Source organism: Pseudomonas sp. MPB03 (assembly GCF_046605385.1).
Classification (GTDB): domain Bacteria; phylum Pseudomonadota; class Gammaproteobacteria; order Pseudomonadales; family Pseudomonadaceae; genus Aquipseudomonas; species Aquipseudomonas zanjanensis.
Genome location: NZ_CP176770.1, coordinates 5,618,258 through 5,637,290 on the forward strand (window position 1 = coordinate 5,618,258; position 19,033 = coordinate 5,637,290).

A 19,033-nucleotide genomic window follows, 5' to 3' on the forward strand; every position below is an offset into this window, starting at 1 on the left:
AGACTGGACGAAAATCCATGGCAGGGCTAAAACGGGAGCATAGCCCGGAGAGTTCGATGAAACCGCGCCAAGCCTTTTTTGATTGCCTGCACCGCTCGCCGCCGGCGTTGTTCGAAGCGGCGTTGTGGATCGCTGCCGAACATGATCGCGACGTCAACGTTCCGACCTTGCTGAAGGAATTCAAGGAACTGCAACAGCGGGTCAGCCATGACCTGCCGATGCTGCCTGTCAGCGAGCTGGGCCAGCCTCTGCTACGACGGCTCAACGACCTGGGTTTCGCCCAGGACGACTTCACACCCCTGCGGCCGCGAGCGGCGCTGTTGGATAAAGTCCTGGCGCGCAAACGCGGGCAGCCCCTGGCCCTCGGGCTGATTGCCCTGGAGTTGGCTCGCGGCCTGGAAATTCCGATGGTCGGTGTCAATTTCCCCGGGCATTTCCTGTTGAAGGTACCTGGGGCCGACCACCTGCTCGACCCATGCGGTGGCCGCCGGTTGTACCCCAATGACTGCCGGGAACTGCTCCAGCGCCAATACGGCGCGAACATGTCGCTCAAGGCCGAGCACTTGGTCAACGCCGAGCCGATGCAGATGCTGCAGCGCCTGTCGCGCAACCTGCGCCAACTGCATCTGGCGAACGACGACTACATCGCGGCCCTGATCGACGCCGAACGGGTGCTGGAACTGGGTAACGCCAGCGCCGCCGACTACCTGGCCCGCGCCAGCCTGTACCAGCGGCTCGATTGCCCCAACGCCGAACGCTTCGACTTGGAGCATGCGCTGATGCTCAGTGACGATCCGATCCAGCGAATCCGGCTGACGGAGCGGCTGGGGCATCTGCCGCCGAATTCGGTGGTGCATTGAGTTGTCGTGAGGCGGCACCTTTTGTGACAGTTGAATCGTCATCGCGAGCAAGCTCGCTCCCACAATTGATCAACTGTGGGAGCGAGCTTGCTCGCGATAGCGGCAGACCAGCCAACATCAATATCAAGTGGGTGTATCCGGCTGATTCGCCGGGTGCACCTGCTGGAACGCCGGATGCCCAGCCGCCAACGCCGCCACGCGCCGGATCCGCGGATATTCCTGCAAGGAAACATTGAACCGCTCGGCGGCGTACAGCTGCGGGATCAGGAACACATCCGCCAACCCCGGCAGCGCACCGAAGCAATAGCCGTCGTCGCCAATCAGCTGCTCCACCGCAGCCAATCCCTGGCTGATCCAATGTCCGATCCACTCCGCCACCTGCGTTTCATCGTGGCCCCACTGCCGCAGCCGGTTGAGCACGCTGACGTTGTGCAGGGGATGAATGTCGCAACCGATCAGCGCGGCGACGCCACGCTCGTGGGCGCGTACCGCCAGGTCGGCGCTGAGCAGCGGCACCTGGGGATAACGCTCCTCCAGGTATTCGATGATGGCGGGTGATTGCACCAGCAACGCGCCCTCATCGGTACGTAGCGCCGGCACCCGCCCCTGGGGGTTGATCGCCAGGTAGGCCGGCTGGCGATGCTCGCCCCCCGGCGCAGCGATCAGGTTGACGGGCAAGGCCTGGTAATCCAGGCCCTTGAGGGCCAACGCAATGCGCACCCTGTAGGACGAGGTGGAGCGGTAGTAGGTATAGAGTTCCATGGCTGCCCTCAACGCGCCGGCAGGATCTTGCCCCGGCATTCGCCGAAACCGATGGAAGCGAAACCTTCGCGGCGGCAACGGGCGCGCAAGATGATTTCGTCACCGTCCTCGAGGAATCGGCGCACTTCGCCAGATGCCAGTTCGATTGGTTTTTTCCCGCCTTCGGTGATTTCCAGCAGGCTGCCGAATTGATGGCTTTCAGGCCCAGACAAGGTGCCCGAGCCAAACAGGTCGCCGGCCTGCAACTGGCAGCCGTTGACGCTGTGATGCGCGATCATCTGCGCCACGGTCCAGTACATGTATCGGGTGTTGCTCAACGTCAGGCGCTGAGCCGGCAGGTTCTGCTCGACCATTGCCTCGGTCAGCAATAGAACTTCCAGTTCGATGTCGAGGGCACCGCCGGCCTGGTCACGGGTGTCCAGCAGATAGGGCAGCGGTTGCGGATCGCCTTCCGGGCGCGCCGGCTGTGGGCGGCGGAACGGCTCCAAGGCTTCAGCCGTCACCACCCACGGCGAAATGCTGGTCAGGAAACTCTTCGACAGGAACGGCCCCAGGGGCTGGTATTCCCACGCCTGGATGTCCCGGGCCGACCAGTCGTTGAGCAGGCAGAATCCGCCAATGTGCTCGGCGGCATCGCCAATGGGGATCGGTTCGCCCAGGGCATTGCCCTTGCCGATCCAGATGCCCAGCTCCAGCTCATAGTCCAGCCGCGCGCACGGGCCCAAGGTCGGTTCGGCCTGGCCAGCCGGCAGGGTCTGGCCCTTGGGGCGGCGCACGTCGGTGCCGGACGGGCGAATGGTCGAGGCGCGACCGTGGTAGCCGATAGGCACGTATTTGTAGTTGGGCAATAGCGGGTTATCGGGGCGGAACAGTTTGCCGACATTCTGGGCGTGTTCGATACCGACGTAGAAGTCGGTGTAGTCGTTGATCCTGGCGGGCAGGTGCATCTGGCAGTCGGCGGCGACGAGCAGCAGCTTCGCCGCTTCAACCTTGCCACGCAACGGACTGTCTTCGCGCAACAGTTCCAGCAGCCGTTCACGCAGGGCCACCCGGGCGCTGCGGCCCAGGTCGAAAAATCCATTCAATTGGCCGTCGGCCATGGCCTCTACGGCTTGTCGGGCCGCACCGTCAAACAGGCCCGCGTGCAGCGCCGCCTGCAGATCGAAAATCCGCTCGCCAATCGCCACGCCGCTGCGCAGGGCACCGCCATCGACGCTGAAGACACCCAATGGCAGGTTCTGCAACGGGAAGTCGGCGTGGCCGTTGGCGCTGGCGACCCAGCTACGGGCAGGGGAAAGTTGAGTCATGGTTATCTCCGGGTCGGGTCGAACGTGACAGGCAGCGAAGCCCAACAAGCATCGTAGTCGGTTTGCAGTTGCGGGCAGTCCAGGGCGAAACGACTGGGGCGCAGCACTTGGCTGGTCTCGAACATGAACGCCATGGTGTTGTCGATTTTCGCTGGCTGAAGATCAGCGTTGATCGCCTTGGTACAGGTCTCGCCATCCGGGCCATGGGCGCTCATGCAACTGTGCAGGGACGCACCGCCCGGCAGGAAACCTTCGGCCTTGGCGTCGTAGGCACCCTGGATCAGGCCCATGAATTCGTTCATCAGGTTGCGGTGGAACCACGGTGGACGGAAGGTGTTTTCCGCCACCATCCAGCGTGGCGGGAAGATCACGAAATCGAGGTTGGCCAGGCCGTGGACACTCGTGGGCGAGGTCAGCACGGTGAAAATCGACGGGTCAGGGTGATCGAAGCTGACCGTACCAATGGTGTTGAATCGGCGCAAGTCATATTTGTACGGCACATTGTTGCCGTGCCAGGCCACCACATCGAGGGGCGAGTGATCCAGCTCGCACACCCACAACTCACCGAGGAATTTCTGCACCAAGGTGGTCGGTTGCGCGAGGTTCTCGTAATGGGCGACCGGCGTCAGGAAGTCCCGCGGGTTCGCCAGGCCGTTGCTGCCGATGGGCCCGAGGTCCGGCAGACGCAACGGCGCACCATGGTTTTCGGCGAGGTAGCCACGGGCCTGGGGGTCGAGCAGTTCAACGCGAAACTTCAGGCCCCGGGGCAGCACGGCGATTTCCAGCGGTGCCAGTTCCAGCACGCCCAGCTCCGTAGCGATCCGCAGCCGCCCCAGTTGCGGCACGATCAGCCACTCACCGTCGGCATTAAAAAACACCCGCTCCATGGAGCGGTTGGCCCGGTAGTGATAAAGGCTGACGCCCGCCGGTTTATCCGCGCCGGCATTGGCCGCCATGCGCACCAGCCCGTCGATGAAGTCGGTGGGCTCGGCCGGAATGTCCAGCGGGTTCCAGCGCAGGCGGTTGGGGGTGACTTCGCCCAATGGGCCTCCCGCCAACTGCCGTTCGAGCTTGGTGAAGGCCGGATGGTTGGCCGACGGTCGGATGCGATACATCCAAGTGCGCCGCGCTTCGCTGCGGGCCATGGTGAACGCCGTGCCAGAAAACAACTCGGCATAGAGACCGTACGGGGCTTTCTGCGGGGAGTTCTGGCCGACGGGCAAGGCGCCGGGCAAGGCTTCGCTGGCAAATTCGTTGCCCAAGCCTGATTGATAAACCAGGTCCGACGCGGTGGAATCGAGGTTCATGGAGCCTCCTGGGGATGCGGCCGTCACTCAACGGAGGAGTTGAGGCGCACCGGGTTATTTTTATCGTAATTCAATTACGCATAACGTAATTTGCTCGACGGCGACCGTCAAGCTATAAAGACGCCCATTCGCCCCAATGCCGATCAGTTAAGCGAAATAGAGCCCGGCAGTAACCCTGTGGCGAGGGAGCTTGCTCCCGCTGGGGCGCGAAGCGGCCCTGTTTTTGGGGCGGCTACGCAGCCCAGCGGGAGCAAGCTCCCTCGCCACGGTTTGTGTGTTTGCCCGTGCTATCCACTTAACTGACAAGCATTAGCCCATTCGCCTCTGGACCTGCGCCTCCATGGAAAACCCGCTCAGCAACGGTAAACAGAAAGTTCGCTCGGCCGAAGTCGGCACCGACATTCTCAAGGCCCTGGCCGAACTCTCCCCCTCCACGTCGCTGTCGCGCCTGGCCGAGCACGTGCAAATGCCGGCGAGCAAGGTCCATCGCTACTTGCAGGCCTTGATCGCCAGCGGGTTTGCCGAGCAGAACGCCGCCACCAACCACTACGGCCTGGGCCGTGAAGCCCTGCGTGTGGGCCTGGCAGCGCTGAATGGCATGGACGTGCTGCAAGTGGCCGCCCTGCCCCTGGCCGAGTTGCGCGACGACTTGAACGAAACCTGCTTCCTCGCCGTGTGGGGCAACCATGGCGCGACCGTGGTGCGCATCGAACCCGCCGTGCGAGCCGTGACCGTGGTGACGCAACTGGGCTCGGTCTTGCCGTTGCTCAGTTCGTCCACCGGGCTGGTGTTCAGTGCTTATTTGCCGGCGCGCGAGACCATCGGCCTGCGGGAGCAGGAAGTGCAAGGCACCGAGCACCACGCCCTGGCCGACGACCGCGCCTATGCCACCCTCTGCGAGCAGATTCGCAGCCGCGGCCTGCACCATGTGCATGGCTTGCTGATGCCGGGCGTGGACGCCTTGTCCGCCCCGGTCTTCAATGCCGTCGGCGAGGTGAAGGCGGTGATGACCATTGTTGGCCCGACCTCGTTGTTCCACGCCGACGAAAACGGCCCGGCGGCGCAACGGCTGTTGGCGGCGACCCGGGCCGTGAGTTGGCGGATGGGGTATGAGGCGGCCCCAGGATCAGTCCAGGAAATCCGGGACAATCCTGATCACTAGATCGTTGAGATGCGCGGTGATCAGTTGCGGGTGGACATGACGGTCTTCCCCGCTGAAGCGAACGGTATAGATACCCTGGTGGTTGCCCTCCGAGTGATAAGGAATCACATCATTCTGGAAATGGCCCAGTAAGTACTCGACCAACCCCTCGGAAGACGACACCAGGCGCTGGCCGGGGTCATCCTCAATGAAGCTGGTCACGTATACGCCGCCAGCGTTGATACCCGACGCGTGGACTTTCAATGCTCCATGCACGTCCTCGGCGGTCAAGGGCCTGAGGGGACGCAGGGACAGCTCGATTGCCGGCTGTCGAGTCAAACTTGCAACAATGTCTATGACGATTTTTTCAAATGCTATCAAGTCCAATGTCTTGAGCCGATCTTCGGCGGCAAAGGAATAACGTTTGCTGAATAGATTGCTGGCGCCTTGCGTATAAGAGGGCAGGTGTTGCTTTTCAACGCAGGCCAGGGTTTCTTCGAACAATGTTCGAGAGCTTCCCACTTCAGGACTTGGAAAGTTCTTCAATGTATTCACGTAGGCAGTGAATGGGTTGATGCCCAGTGGCTCCAGGTAATGACCCAACAGCACCTGCACGGCAAAATCCACGCGGGTGTTCTTCAGCGCGACCAGTCTTTCGGAGTGGGAAGAGAACAGCGGGGTATTCATATCAGACATCCTTGTCATGTCATGGCCTCGAACTTCCTGTTCGAGGCGTTATTGATTGTGCAGCTGAATGCAACAGCACGGCCTCTCGGTTCAACTGAAGTCGCAACTTATCGTTGAACTTCAGTCACGCCGTTATACACAGGCCAATCGTCGATTGTAAAAAAAGCAAGTGTAAGCGTGCGTGAAGTTTCAATCATTCGTAGCCCTAACCCATCACCCCCATGACCTTGGCTTTCGCCACCGCTTGCGTACGCCGTTGCACGCCCAACTTGCTGTGGATTCGCCGCGCATGGGTCTTCACCGTATGCAGCGAAATGAACAACTGCTCGGCTATCTGTTGGTTTGAATGACCTTGGGCAATCAGCTCCAGGACTTCCAGTTCGCGATGACTGAGCAAGGTGTCCTCGACGGTGGCAGGCGACTCGACCTGCTCTGCCGATTGACCCCAGCGCAACAGCTCGGGCTGGCGCAAGCGCAGCTCGCACAACGCTTGCTGGGCCCGCCAGCAGGTGACGCGCTTGAGCCCCTCTTGCAGGCGTTCCCGGGCCTGGGCGCGATCGCCGGACAACCAGACGATTTCCGTCAGCACCAGGTGCAGTTCGGTTTCCAGGCTGTGCATTTCACCGCGCTGTGCCTGGGCGATCATGGCCTGCAAGCGCGCCTGTGGTTCCTGCGCCCGCTGCAAGTAGACCTCGGCCAGCACCAGCAGGTATTCAAGTCGCGCAATCAACTCCAGGGTCGCGGGAGGCGCGTGCTTGGCCTGGGATCCGCGAAAGTGCCGCAAGACACGGGTCAAGGCTTCATGGGCCAGTTCCGCCCGTCCCTGCTGCAACCAGAACTGGCAGCTGGTTTGCAACAACACGCCGCGGTAAACGGTGTCGGGGATGTGCCGCTGCTGCATGGTCCGCTCGGCATCGCGCAAATGCATGAAGGCCTCGCCATAGTCGCCTTGGTTGGCCGCCAGGCAGGCCTTGCCAAGAAAGCCATAGAGCACCTGTTTGTCCTGGCTGAGCAGGCCCGTTTCCAGGCCAGTTTGAAAGTGCTCGGCGGCCTGTTCCTCAAAGCCCATGCGCAGCGCCAGACGCCCGCGCCGCAAGGCAATACGCCCCAACAACGGGGAAAAGTCCTGGCCCGGTTTATCCAGCAGCGCCTGGACGGCGGCCAGCAAATGATCGGCCCGATGCGGTGCGCCGCGTTGCTCCAGAACCTGGGCGTGATCCAGTTCCAGCAAGCCCTCGAAGACCAGCGAACCCTGTGCACGCGCCAGGCACAACGCCTGGCGGTTGATCCATTGCGCCGAGGCCAGATCGCCAGCCAGCAGCGCCTGCTGCGTCAGCCCACCCAGGCACAACACCCGTTGGGACCAGGCCTCCGTGTCCAGGCTGGCCTGGGCCTGGAGAAAATGCTCGCGTGCCGGTTCGCCATCGCCAGAAAGGTGCAGCAACCAGCCCTGCAAGACCTGCCACCTGGCCAGCACCTGTCGCTGTCGACAGGCCCAAGGCTGCGGCAGGAACCTGGACAATTGCTCGATGCAGGTCGACGCCTCGTCGAAGCGCCCGGCGAACAACAGCGCAGCGGTGACCAGCCCCACCGACTGCGGCGTCCCGAGGGTCAGCGCGTCGCCTTGTTGATCGTGCAAGCTCAGCAACAGCACCGCGTTGCGGCGCTGCAAGACGTGCTCGAAGCTCAAATGCTGCAAGAAACTGACGGCGGTCTCGAACTCCTCGGCCAACATCGCTTGCTCGAACGCCATTTGCCAGTCCTGCTCGGCCGCAAACCATTGGCAGGCCCGTCGATGCCAGGAGCGGCCCTGGGACCAGGGCTCTTCACGCACCAACCGGGCCAGGGCCGGGAAGATCTGCAACCAATCCGAGGTCTGCTCCCACGGCTCGATGAAACAACCCAGCTCCAGCAACAACGGCAGGCATTGCGCGCCCACCGTGTCGCCGAACAGGTGCTCGCACAGCCGGGCATTGAAGCGTGGCAGATGCGCCAGCACCCGCCAGGCCTCTGCCAGGTCCGGGGTCAGTGTGCTGAACAGTTCGTACTCCAGGTAATCGAGTAACGTCCCCGGCCGCCCTGGCGATGCATGACTGCGCGCCCATTCACAGCGCTCTAGCAGGCTGATGCGCACCCCGGCGCACCAGCCACCATTGCGCAGGATCACCTCCCGGGCCGTGCGGGCAGCCTGGGGACCGGGCAGATGACGAAGCAGCGGCTGGACATCGTCAGGGCTGAAGAACAACGCCTGAGGGTCAAACTCGTACAGCTCGTCATCGAGCAACAGCCGCGGCCAGTTGCAGTGGGGACGACGGCGACCGTTGAGCCAAAGGTGCAATGCCGGACTGCTGGTATTCAACAGACGGTCGAGCAACTGGTCCAGTTCGGGATTCGGTACCCGGCAATAGTCGTCCAGAAACAACCAGGTGGGCGTTTGCAAACGGGCCAGATGAGCCAACAGCCCCGCTTCGTCCAGCATCGGCAAGCCGAGGGTCTGTGCCAGGCACTCGCACATTTGCACCGTGCTCAACGCCGCCCCCCCCAGGGGCAGCCAATGCAGCCGGAAGTCACTGGGGGCCTGCAAAAAGCACTCGGCGAACAACGCACTCTTGCCACTGCCCGCCGGCGCGCAGAGCAGTTTTACCCGTGCTTCGGAAGTCAGCAGCGGCTCGCTCAGGGACCGCCGCGGCACATGCGTCGAGGACAGGCGAGGCAGCAATCCTGGACGGTCCGGACACGGGGTCATGGCGGTCATGTGGGCGATCCTGTTTATTGTTATCTCACCACCCTAGACCTGTGTTGCCGACCTTTGGAGAAGTATTCAGCGCGCTGATTGGTGCCCATAAAAAAACGACCGGCAGGGTCGCTGCCGGTCGTCATGCCTGGTTCAAATCAGACTCGGTCCCGTGGCGAGGGAGCTTGCTCCCGCTGGGCTGCGCAGCAGCCCCAAAAAGGACCACTCGATGCACCTGATACATCGAGCCGCCTGGTTTCAGGGCCGCTGCGCGCTGGAGCGCCAGCCCGGCCCAGCGGGAGCAAGCTCCCTCGCCACGAGCCCTCATCACTCAAGAAAAGACTTACCGAACCCCGGTCGAACGCAACGCCGCCGGCGTGTAGTCGGCCGCCCTGGCTTCGAAGCCGTACTCGTAACTGTGCTTTTCTTCGTTCTTCATCCCCAGCGCGATGTAGCGGCCGGCGATGATGTCGTAGAGCGCTTCAAGGGTGTAGCCCGGGTTCTGATGGTCGTAATAGAACTGGGCATGACCTTCGGCCACCCGCCACAGTTGGCCGCGACCGTCATAGTGATCCACCAGCGCCGCCTGCCAGCTGTCCTCGTCGATGTACATGTGGCGCTTGGCATAAATGTGCCGCTCGCTGGGCTTGACCGTCCCCACCACTTCCCAGACCCGGTGCAGCTCGTAGCGGGTCAGGTCCTGGTTGATGTGGCCGGCCTTGACCACATCGTCGTACTTGAGGCTTGGCGAATCGAGCTTGTAGCTGTTGTACGGAATGTACATTTCCTTCTTGCCGATCAGCTTCCAGTCGTAGCGGTCCGGCGCCCCGGAAAACAGGTCGAAGTTGTCGGAGGTACGCAACCCGTCGGCGGCGGTACCCGGGCCGTCGTAGGCCACTTGCGGGGCGCGACGCACACGGCGCTGGCCGGCGTTGTAGATCCACGCCAGGCGCGGCTCCTTCACTTGGTCGAGGGTCTCATGCACCAGCAACACGTTACCGGCCAGGCGCGCCGGGGCGGTGACCGATTGCTTGAAATAGGTCAGCACGTTGCTGGCCTTTTCCGGGTCGGCGTCCTTGATCAGGAACGGCACGGCGATTTCTTCTTCGAAGCGGATCGGCGTGAAGCTGCCATTGGTCTGCGGCGTGACCTGGGTGATGACCCGGCGCAGGTTGCCACCGTGATAACGGGTAACGTGGTTCCACAGCACTTCCACGCCGTTCTTGGGAATCGGGAAGGCGTAGTAGCGGTTGCCGGTAAAATTCGACAAGCCGTTACCGTCGTTGATGGACGTTACATTGAGGGCGCTGCGCTTGGCTGACTCGTAGATTTCCGGCGGCAGGCCGACGCTGCGATGGGTCGGGTAGACCGGGATCTTGTAAGTCTCCGGATAGCGCTTGAACATCGCGACCTGCCCTTCGGAGAGTTTGTCCTTGTACTTGTCCACAGTCGCGGCGGTGATGGTGAACAGTGGTTTTTCATTGGCGAACGGGTCGGCCAGAAAACCCTTGCTGTCCACCGCCCCGGCGTTTTTCGGGATGCCGCCAGTCCAGGCCGGGATCGAGCCATCGGCATTGCCGGCTTTTTCCGCGCCCAACGGCGTAAGGCTGGTGCCCAGTTTGTTCGCTTCCTCCGGCGACACCGCCGCCATCACGTTCACGGCCAGCAGGCTCAAGGCCAGGGCACCGCATTGCAGGATCATCTTGCGCATTGGGTTTTCCTTGTCAGCCAAATCAGAAGTTCACGCCGAAGCTCAGCGCGAGGAAATCGCGGTCTTCGAGAACGTTGTAATCGCCGCCAAAAAAGTCGGTGTAGCTCAAGCTGGCGGTGTAGGTGTTGCGGTAATCGGCATCGACACCAACACTGACGGCCTTGGCGCCTTCGTTGAACAAACCATTGGGGCCATAGCCCGCCACGTCGTGGGACCAGGACAGGTTGGGCTTGAAGTTCACGCCACCGATTACATTGGAGTAATCGAGAATCGCCCGGGCGCGATAACCCCAGGACGTCGAAGTGACGAAACCGTCGGTGTCGCCCTGGAAGCCGTATTGGCCATAGACCGAATCCCGGCCATAACGCAGCGTGTCCTTGGACTCCAGGCCACCGACATGCACCACCGCCGCTTCGCCGACCAAGGTCAGGCGATCAGCGCCCAATACCTGATCGAAGAAATGCGTCAGGGTGCTCTGGACCTGGGTGATTTCCTTGCGGCGGTAACCGGTGTTGTCGGCGCCAGGCGAGGTGGCGATGGGCGATACGGCGCCACCGGCAATCGGGTTGACCAGGGCCAGGGTCAGGTCGTTGGTATTGACCTGCACCGGCGCGTTGGGACGGTAGCTGACTTCCCCGGTCCAGGCGGTGCCGGTGGGCAGCGTCGTGGAGAAACTGGCGCCGTAGAGGCGGATGTCTTCCGGGTATTCAAGGTAGTACCCCCCGCGGCCCAGCATCACGCTCTGCGCCAGGCCCGCGCCGCTGCCGGGGGCCAGCCCGTTGGCAATCGCGACCATGCCCGGCAATGCCGCCAGTGTCGAGAGCCCCGCCGTGGTGGTGCCGACAGTAGGCGTACGGCTGTGGTAATTCATGAAGTACAGGCCGTACTCGGTGTCATCGCCAAGCCAGCGCAACGCCGTGCCCCACTGGCCGGAGTCGCGGGCGTCACGATCGCCACCACGGGGAATGATCACCCCTTCGCTGGACACCTGGATCTCCTCGCCGAATGCCTGGGTCAAGGGGACGAACGGCGCAATCGCCGGGCTGCCTACGGTGTAGCCACTGGTGCAACCGTCAGCCACCACGTCGTTGCCGAAGAACGTACCGCAGTTATCCACCACGGTCTGGTCCCACTCCAACTGGTAGAACCCTTCGATGGTGAGTTTGTCGGTCAGCCCCTGGGAGGCGAACAGCATGTTCACCGGAATCAGGCCTTCCTTGATCTCCGCACCGGGGCGACGGAACGCGGACACGTCCACCGGGTTGATGCTGTTGATGGAGTTGCCGATGAAAGTACTTTCCCCCCAACTGACCACCTGCTTGCCGGCGCGAACGGTGCCTGGCAAATCGGCGATGGAATAATTGTGGTAGACGAAGGCATCAAGAATCTGCGCCCCCGATGACTTGGCGCCCTCCTTGCGATTGCTGTCGCTGATGTCCTTGAACTCGCGGCCTTCATCCTTGAGTTCGAAGTCGTACCAGTACTTGCCGCGCACGAACACACCGGTATCGCCGTACTTGAGCTCGAGGTCGTGCAGGCCCTTGAAGATTTTGGAGAAGGTCTCGCCCTTCTTGAAATTCAGCCGTCCATCATCGCCGGTGGAGGATTGGCCCGTACCACCATTGACCGTACCGACCAGGTCCTTGTCGGCATCGCGCATGCCCCAGCTCGCGCCCACGGACAGCGACGAATCGAACTGACCCTCGATCTCGCCAATGTTGAATGAAACGGCCTGCGCCTGGGCACAGCAACCCAAGGCCACCGCGACGGCCAGCGCCTGCGGCTTGAAGATGGCGCGCATTGTTATTGTTGTCATGCGTCTTCCCCGGTGAGTGACAGAGTCTTCACCCTACTGCCGGATGCCTTGGGCGATAAGCGCACCAAGGAGGTATTCACGCTGTACCTCAAAAGGATGACAGCCCCTGCCCAGCGGACCTTTGAGGCGTGCATGGATGGATTGGATGATGGGTTATCAGCGCCGCGCATACCCCTGCCTCGCCGACGACTGTTACGCGCCCTGCAACGGTGCATGTCCGGATTCGGGCTGTTTCCCACCGGGCTCGGTCCCTATGCTGGCCGGGCTTGCAGGGCAACGGGCCTGCAAACGCAAGTCGCCACGGCATCCCTCACGCCTGGCGCACCGTCATTCGGATGGATTGGCGCATCGGTCCATCATCCCGTGCTTATCGACGTTGGTTTGTAGCTCCCTTACAACGTCACGCTTAGGCCGCTGCTTTTTGCAGCGGCCTTTTTTATGTGCGGTTGTTTGCTTGGAATGACAGCAGAATGCGCATGGATATGACACAGGAGCCACTACGATGAATGCAGGCTTCTAGCGGCTGCCACGCGCTTTATAGATGCACGCCGTCCGGCGAGATATCAAGGGTGTGATGGATAGAGAAACCGCCGCGAACCTGGCGGCTTTTAGGTACACGTCCCCGTGAGCACAGTTACCGCAGCGAGCGGCAACCGGCCCGGGCAATAAGGGCCTAAATGGCGTGCCGTTGCAGATTCGCCATCATTTCCTTCAAGGCTTCCAGGTTGTCGTTCGGGTGTACGGCATTTTCGAAGTCGCATATCTGCTGCCAATGGGCGGCGACGTCTTCGGGGGAAAAGCCTTTGCGTGGATCGAAGCCAGCGCCCAGGCTGCGCTCCCAGCGCACCTTGCCCATCCAGCCGCCGCCCACTTCGAACAGGCCGGAGGTTTCCTGGCAGGTCTCGCTGGCCAGGTACACCACCAGCGGGCTGACGAGTTCGGGCTTGAGTTGCTCGAACACCTGCGGCGGGATCAGGCCTTCAGTCATGCGGGTGCCGCCGGTGGGGGCGATGGCATTGACCAGGATGTTGTTCTTGCGGCCTTCGATGGCCAGGGTTCGGGTCAAGCCATAGAGGCCAAGCTTGGCCATGCCGTAGTTGGATTGGCCGAAGTTGCCGTAGATGCCGGAGGTGGATGCGGTGAAGATCACCCGCCCGTAGTTTTGCTCACGCAGGTGCGGCCAAGCGGCCCGGGTCACCTTGTAGGCGCCCTCGACGTGGACGCGGTAGACCAGGTCCCAATCGGCGTCGTCCATTTTGTGAAACGTCTTGTCCCGCAGGATCCCGGCATTGTTGACCACCACATCGACACGACCGAACGCGTCGAGCGCATTTTGGACCAGCTTGTCACCGTCGGTCACCGAGTCATGGTTGGCCTCGGCGATACCGCCCGCTTCGCGGATTTCGGCGACCACCCGGTCCGCTGCCGAGGCATTGGCCCCTTCCCCTTGAGCCGAGCCGCCCAGGTCGTTGACCAGCACTTTCGCGCCTTGTCTGGCGAATAGCAGCGCGTGGGCGCGTCCCAGGCCACCGCCGGCTCCCGTGACGATCACGACTTTATCTTCGAAGCGCACAGACTCACTCATGGCAGAACTCCAGCAGGCGAATAGGACAATGGGCACGAGTGTCGGGCACCTGTCGGCCGGTCACAATCAACACGGCTGCCAGTGAATGGTGGCCGATAAGGCGGGGGGATGATGCGGGCCCAAGCCCTGTGGGAGCGAGCCTGCTCGCGAAAGCGGTGTTTCAGTCAGGACAGATGTTGGCTGTGCTGACGCCATCGCGAGCAAGCTCGCTCCCACAGGGGATTTTTAGTGTCCACAATTTCTGCATTCACAATCGATTTATTGTGGGAGCGAGCTTGCTCGCGATAGCGGTCTTTCAGTCGGGAATATGTTGGATGTGCTGACGCCTTCGCGAGCAGGCTCGCTCCCACACGGGACTTTTGTCGCTCATAAATTCTGTATTCAACCTCGATCTACTGTGGGAGCGAGCTTGCTCGCGATAGCGGTCTTTCAGTCGGGAATATGTTGGATGTGCTGACGCCTTCGCGAGCAGGCTCGCTCCCACATAAGCTCACTCCCTCCCGCGCCCTCAGGAACAGGCCATTTGCCTGTGCGGCACGGCGATGGCTTCGCGAAACGCCAGGTAATGCTTGAGCACCTGCACCGGTGCCTCGGTGTGCGGATAGTGGCCGATGTCGGGCAGCAAAACCGTGTCCGGGTTGGGGATCAGGGCCTCGTAGCGCGCCACCATGTGTTCACCGGAAATCGGATCGACCGCGCCATCGATCACCCGCAACGGCACTTCGCCGCGTTGCATCGCCTGCACCCAGCGATCCCGCTGCACACGGCGTTCGGGAATATAGGCGATGAGTTTGTGCATGATCCGCGGACCGCAATGGGCCTCCACCAGGCTCCAGAAGTCATCCAGTTCGCTTTCGGTGGGGCCGGTCGAGGGCCCGAAAATCTGCCGAAAGCTGCTGGCCAGGCTTTCCCGGCAGAACATTCGCCCCAAGAGCCAGCCCAGCGGACTTAGCAGAACTTTCTGGGCCCATACCGGACGGTGGGTTTCAGGGAACAGACCGCCATTGAGAAAGACACAACTGGCAAGGTGGATGCGCGCGTCGTAGTGCCGCGCGAGCAGCTCCTGGGCCACGCTGTCGCCGTAATCGTGGGCCAGCAGATGCACGGCGCCCTTCACACTCAGGTGCGCCAGCAAGGCCTGTTGCAGATCGGCCTGCTCCAGCAGGCTATAGACGTGATCCGTCGGCTTGGCCGAGTCGCCGAAACCGAGCATGTCACATGCGATCACCCGGTAGCGTTGCGCCAAGGGTTGCCACAGGTAATGCCAATCCCAACTGGCGGTGGGGAAACCGTGGAGCAACAGCAGCGGCTCGCCCTGCCCCGCCACCCAATAACGGATGGCATGGCCACGGAACATGAAGATCTGGCTGCGCTGGCGCCAGATACGCAGGGGGATCTGGGCCAGGGGCATCAGCTTCTATACCCGGTATCGTGTTGATCGAGCTTGCGCAGCAACGCCGGCCAGGCCAACGCACCGCCCATGCCCTGGGCGCTTTTGGTCACGCCGGCGATCATCGCTCGGGCTCCGGCCAGAATCTGCGGCTCGATGGCGATCAATTCGGCCCCGCCGTTCTGGGCCAGGACCTGGATGTCACAGGCCCGTTGAAAGGTGAACATCATCAGGAAGGTATCGGCGATGGTGCCGCCGCATGTCAGCAAGCCATGGTTGTGCAGCATCAGGAAATTGCTTTCGCCCAGGTCGGCCTGCAGGCGCGCCTTTTCTTCGTGATTCAAGGCCACCCCTTCGTAGGCGTGATAGGCCAGGCTCGACAGCACGAACAGCGCCTGCTGGCTGATCGGCAACACACCTTGCTTCTGTGCCGATACCGCAACGCCGGCGGCGGTGTGGGTGTGCAACACACAGGCGACATCATGGCGCACCTCATGCACCGCGCTGTGGATGGTGTAGCCGGCCGGGTTGATGTCGTAGGGGCTGTCCATCAACTTGTTGCCAGCCTGGTCGACCTTGACCAGGCTCGAGGCGGTGACTTCATGGAACATCAACCCGAAGGGGTTGATCAGGAAATCCTCGGTGCCGGGGACCTTCGCGGAGATATGGGTGAAGATCAGGTCATCCCAGCCATGCAGCGCGACAAGCCGATAACAGGCGGCAAGGTCCACCCGGGTCTGCCATTCGGCGGCACTGACCTGTTCCTTGATACTGAGTGTCGTTTGGACGGGCGCTACGCTCACGGCTCTGACCTCTGGTTTCCAGTTATAGGCGTCTCGTCATCAAAACGTCTTACGCAAGAAAATCAGTCTAGTCAGGTCTTTCAGAGGCGGTAGTTGCATTGGCAGCCAGCTTACTGGCCAAACGAGTCACCGCATTCGCTTCAAGCACGCAACGCGTCGATCAATTCAGCCAGCCACGGCTCGGCATCGGTTTCCGGGGTGACGCTTTCGCTGGCATCCAGGCGCAACATCGGCAGCACCTCGCTCACGCCCAGTTCGGCGAACAACTCGCGCATCTGCTCGCCGCCGGCGCAGAAGGTATCCCCATAGCTGGCGTCACCCAGGCCGATCACCGCGCCAGGCAAGCCGCGAAAGAACCCTGGCAATTGGTCGCGGATGATCGAATACAACGGCATCAAATTGTCTGGCAACTCGCCCATGCCGGTCGTGGACGTCACCGCCAGCAAGGCCTCTGGCGCGAACGCCTGCACATCCGCCAACATCGCGCGAGGGTCGTGCCAGGCGTCGAAGCCCGCGTCGCGAAGCAGTTTGGCGGCGTGCCGGGCGACTTCTTCGGCGGTGCCATACACTGAGCCGGAAAGAATGGCGACTTTCATCGATCTGATCCTGAACCTGAAAAAAGAGCCGGGATAGTAACAGCTGCACCTGCCGGGCTGCGAATGGCTCTCAACGGCAGTGATGGCCAGTGGACAGCCCGTCGATTTCTTTTAAGATGTTGCATCAAAGAATGTTCAAAGGGCGCTTTCCAATGATCAACGCTCAACTGATGCAACTGGTCATCGATGCTTCGAACGACGGGATTGTCATCGCTGAAAAAGAAGGCGAAGACAACATCCTGATCTACGTGAACCCAGCCTTCGAACGATTGACCGGCTATCACCGCGACGAAATCCTCTATCAGGATTGCCGCTTCCTGCAATCGGGTGATCGGGACCAACCTGCCCTGGAGCCCATTCGCAAGGCCTTGAGGGAGGGAGGTACCTGTCGCGAGGTGTTGCGCAACTACCGCAAGGACGGCACGCCGTTCTGGAACGAATTGTCACTGTCCACGGTGAAAAATTCGGCTGACGGGCACACCTATTTCATCGGTGTGCAAAAAAACGTCACGACTCAAGTCAAGGCTCAACAACGCGTCATCCAGCTGGAAAAGGAGCTGGCCGAAGCCCGGGAAACGATTGCACGGCTCGAAGCGACGAACGGTGCAAACAAAACCCCGAATTAATGGTCAGTCACTACAATCACCAGTGAATATGTAAATTATCATTTCGAGCCGACCATGCAGCGCGATGCCCTCCTGACGCAGGATGAACTGGATTTCATCCGGACCATGCAACACAACCCGCAGCTGAACGAGCGGGATGTCACGTCGAGCTTGCTGGTCAACGGTGGGTCGCAGATCCGTGACTTGCTGACGCGCCTGGCAGCGAATGAGCAGGTCACGTTGCAAGCCAATTTCGAAAACCAGCAAATGACTTTTCCTCTGCATCTGGTGGAAGACGAATTCCATGCGATGCATCTGCGCCTGGGTGTGCCAAGCATCTACGAGGACGGACCGAAGATCCGCCCGTGGCGCCTGGTGCTCGACGAGCCGGTGGCGCTGGAGAATATCAACGGCCAGCCGGGACCGCTCTGGGTCCATGAAGTGTCCTGCAAGGGTGTATTGCTGGAAAACCGCAGCCGCACCAAGCCACCAAAGCAATTTGTCTTGTGGTTCAGCCCGTCAGGCTACGAGAGGATTTCATTACGTGGTTCCTTCGAACGGGGAACCGATCGAGGCTTGTTGGCCTATCACCTGAACCAGAATGACCAGGACGAGACCGAGCGCCTGCGCCAGTACATCCTGCAGCAACATCGCCTGACCCATCCAACCATGCATCTCTAGTGCCCTGTACGCAGGACATTCAAGTGTCGAGATTGCCTGCTAGAAACTGGCGCAGGCGCTGACGCATCACTGTTCCTTCATTACCCAGGCAACCGATTGACGAGCCAGCGAGGCTTTCCTGCGCGAGGTCGGATGCCTCACCCGCCAGCATCAACGGACAATCCAGGCTCATCGCCAATTTGCCCAGGCGCTTGGGCAAATCCGGGGCCGGCGCGTGGTCGGAAACCAGCACCAAGGCCAGCGGCTGGACCTTTTGGCACACCAGGGACAGTTCGTCGAACGGCAGGCCGATCGACAGCACTTTGACTCCCACGTCCGCCTTGGACAGGAACAGCGCTGCAATCAGCAACTCCAGTTCACGGCATTGGCCCTCAATGGCACAGACCACGATGCGAGGCACATGAACTTCGCGCTTGAGCAAAAGCCGCTGGATGATGCGTGAACGCAGGAAGCCGTCGAAAAATACCCATTCGCTGATTTGCCCGAACTCTGGCTGGCGATACAGCATTTGTCGCCAAAGCGGCATCAGGATGTCCTGGAACACGACCGGCACGGTGTAGGTGGAGAAGATCTGCCCATAGACGTGATCGAGTTCCACATCGTCAAAGTTGGCGATTGCGGCCGCCACCTGTTGCTGCCACCCGGCGTAATCCTCCCTGACCAGATCCGATGAAATAAGCGTGGAGACCGGTTGCACCGACTCGGTCTTCGCCAAGATCTTTCCCACTTTGCTTACGGCTACTCCCCGGTCTATCCACGCCAGGATACTGCGCACCTTTTCGATATCACTCAAAGAGTACAGGCGGTGCCCACTTTCGGTGCGAGTGGGTTGGATTAAACCGTAGCGCCGCTCCCATGCGCGTAGGGTCACGGGATTCACGCCGGTCATGCGCGCAACTTCGCGAATGGGGAACAGGTCTTCCTGCTTCAAGGCACCTGCTGCCTGGAAAACCAGGCTTTCCTCTGTGACTACGCTCATTTGACAGACAATTCCGACAGGGAAATTGGATCCCAGTTTAACCCCTTGAACACACGCCATGACAAGAAC

General features: G+C 61.3%; 16 protein-coding genes. 4 read left to right on the top strand and 12 right to left on the bottom strand.

All coding sequences use genetic code 11. The annotated features are described in order from the left end of the window. Positions 1–56 precede the first annotated feature (56 nt). On the top strand, positions 57–860 hold the full coding sequence (locus ACLH0I_RS24370) for a SirB1 family protein (protein WP_411385596.1): 804 nt from the start codon (positions 57–59) through the stop codon (positions 858–860). Positions 861–983: 123 nt separating this feature from the next. Here the strand turns inward: ACLH0I_RS24370 and maiA are convergent, their stop codons facing one another. Genes maiA through hmgA form a run of 3 tightly spaced genes read right to left on the bottom strand, consistent with a single transcriptional unit; the run spans position 984 to position 4,236 of the window. Further along, positions 984–1,622 (bottom strand): maleylacetoacetate isomerase, encoded by a 639-nt coding sequence (gene maiA, locus ACLH0I_RS24375; protein WP_411385597.1) that lies wholly within the window; start codon positions 1,620–1,622, stop codon positions 984–986. 8 nt (positions 1,623–1,630) lie between these two features. Then, positions 1,631–2,929: a fumarylacetoacetase gene (fahA, locus tag ACLH0I_RS24380; RefSeq protein WP_411385598.1), complete on the bottom strand. Its 1,299-nt coding sequence runs from the start codon at positions 2,927–2,929 to the stop codon at positions 1,631–1,633. Positions 2,930–2,931: 2 nt separating this feature from the next. Continuing rightward, positions 2,932–4,236 carry a homogentisate 1,2-dioxygenase gene (hmgA, locus tag ACLH0I_RS24385; RefSeq protein ID WP_411385599.1) on the bottom strand — a complete coding sequence of 435 codons (1,305 nt, stop codon included), beginning with the start codon at positions 4,234–4,236 and terminating at the stop codon, positions 2,932–2,934. 340 nt (positions 4,237–4,576) lie between these two features. Here hmgA and ACLH0I_RS24390 point away from each other — a divergent pair, with 340 nt between their 5' ends. Continuing rightward, positions 4,577–5,398: an IclR family transcriptional regulator gene (locus tag ACLH0I_RS24390; RefSeq protein WP_411385600.1), complete on the top strand. Its 822-nt coding sequence runs from the start codon at positions 4,577–4,579 to the stop codon at positions 5,396–5,398. Here the strand turns inward: ACLH0I_RS24390 and ACLH0I_RS24395 are convergent. The 8 genes from ACLH0I_RS24395 to ACLH0I_RS24430 form a co-directional block, all read right to left on the bottom strand. Next, a complete protein-coding gene (locus ACLH0I_RS24395) occupies positions 5,363–6,064 on the bottom strand; it encodes a hypothetical protein (RefSeq protein WP_250965695.1) in 702 nt (233 codons plus the stop codon). The genes ACLH0I_RS24390 and ACLH0I_RS24395 overlap by 36 nt on opposite strands. A 205-nt stretch (positions 6,065–6,269) precedes the next feature. After that, positions 6,270–8,819, bottom strand: coding sequence for a LuxR C-terminal-related transcriptional regulator (locus tag ACLH0I_RS24400; protein WP_411385601.1), 2,550 nt, complete (start codon positions 8,817–8,819; stop codon positions 6,270–6,272). Between the two features lie 322 nt (positions 8,820–9,141). Next, on the bottom strand, positions 9,142–10,509 hold the full coding sequence (locus tag ACLH0I_RS24405) for a DUF1329 domain-containing protein (RefSeq protein ID WP_186705062.1): 1,368 nt from the start codon (positions 10,507–10,509) through the stop codon (positions 9,142–9,144). A 22-nt stretch (positions 10,510–10,531) separates the two neighbouring features. Beyond that, positions 10,532–12,325 (bottom strand): DUF1302 domain-containing protein, encoded by a 1,794-nt coding sequence (locus tag ACLH0I_RS24410; protein ID WP_411385602.1) that lies wholly within the window; start codon positions 12,323–12,325, stop codon positions 10,532–10,534. A gap of 673 nt (positions 12,326–12,998) precedes the next feature. Then, positions 12,999–13,910, bottom strand: coding sequence for an SDR family oxidoreductase (locus ACLH0I_RS24415; protein ID WP_053181805.1), 912 nt, complete (start codon positions 13,908–13,910; stop codon positions 12,999–13,001). A 508-nt stretch (positions 13,911–14,418) separates the two neighbouring features. Next, entirely contained in the window at positions 14,419–15,321 is a 903-nt protein-coding gene (locus tag ACLH0I_RS24420; RefSeq protein ID WP_411385603.1) for an alpha/beta fold hydrolase, read from the bottom strand. Then, positions 15,321–16,103: a class II aldolase/adducin family protein gene (locus tag ACLH0I_RS24425; protein WP_186705055.1), complete on the bottom strand. Its 783-nt coding sequence runs from the start codon at positions 16,101–16,103 to the stop codon at positions 15,321–15,323. Before ACLH0I_RS24425 ends, ACLH0I_RS24420 begins: the two co-directional genes overlap by 1 nt. 140 nt (positions 16,104–16,243) lie before the next feature. After that, complete coding sequence (locus tag ACLH0I_RS24430; protein WP_250965701.1) at positions 16,244–16,699, bottom strand: flavodoxin; 456 nt, start codon at positions 16,697–16,699, stop codon at positions 16,244–16,246. Positions 16,700–16,851: 152 nt separating this feature from the next. On the opposite strand from ACLH0I_RS24430, the gene ACLH0I_RS24435 reads away from it, so the two are divergent. Together ACLH0I_RS24435 and ACLH0I_RS24440 are read left to right on the top strand one after the other, a co-directional pair. Continuing rightward, positions 16,852–17,325 carry a PAS domain-containing protein gene (locus tag ACLH0I_RS24435; protein ID WP_250965702.1) on the top strand — a complete coding sequence of 158 codons (474 nt, stop codon included), beginning with the start codon at positions 16,852–16,854 and terminating at the stop codon, positions 17,323–17,325. A 54-nt stretch (positions 17,326–17,379) separates the two neighbouring features. Then, positions 17,380–17,985 carry a hypothetical protein gene (locus ACLH0I_RS24440; RefSeq protein ID WP_411385604.1) on the top strand — a complete coding sequence of 202 codons (606 nt, stop codon included), beginning with the start codon at positions 17,380–17,382 and terminating at the stop codon, positions 17,983–17,985. Between the two features lie 19 nt (positions 17,986–18,004). Here the strand turns inward: ACLH0I_RS24440 and ACLH0I_RS24445 are convergent, their stop codons facing one another. Then, a complete protein-coding gene (locus ACLH0I_RS24445; RefSeq protein WP_250965705.1) occupies positions 18,005–18,964 on the bottom strand; it encodes a MerR family transcriptional regulator in 960 nt (319 codons plus the stop codon). Positions 18,965–19,033 lie beyond the last annotated feature (69 nt).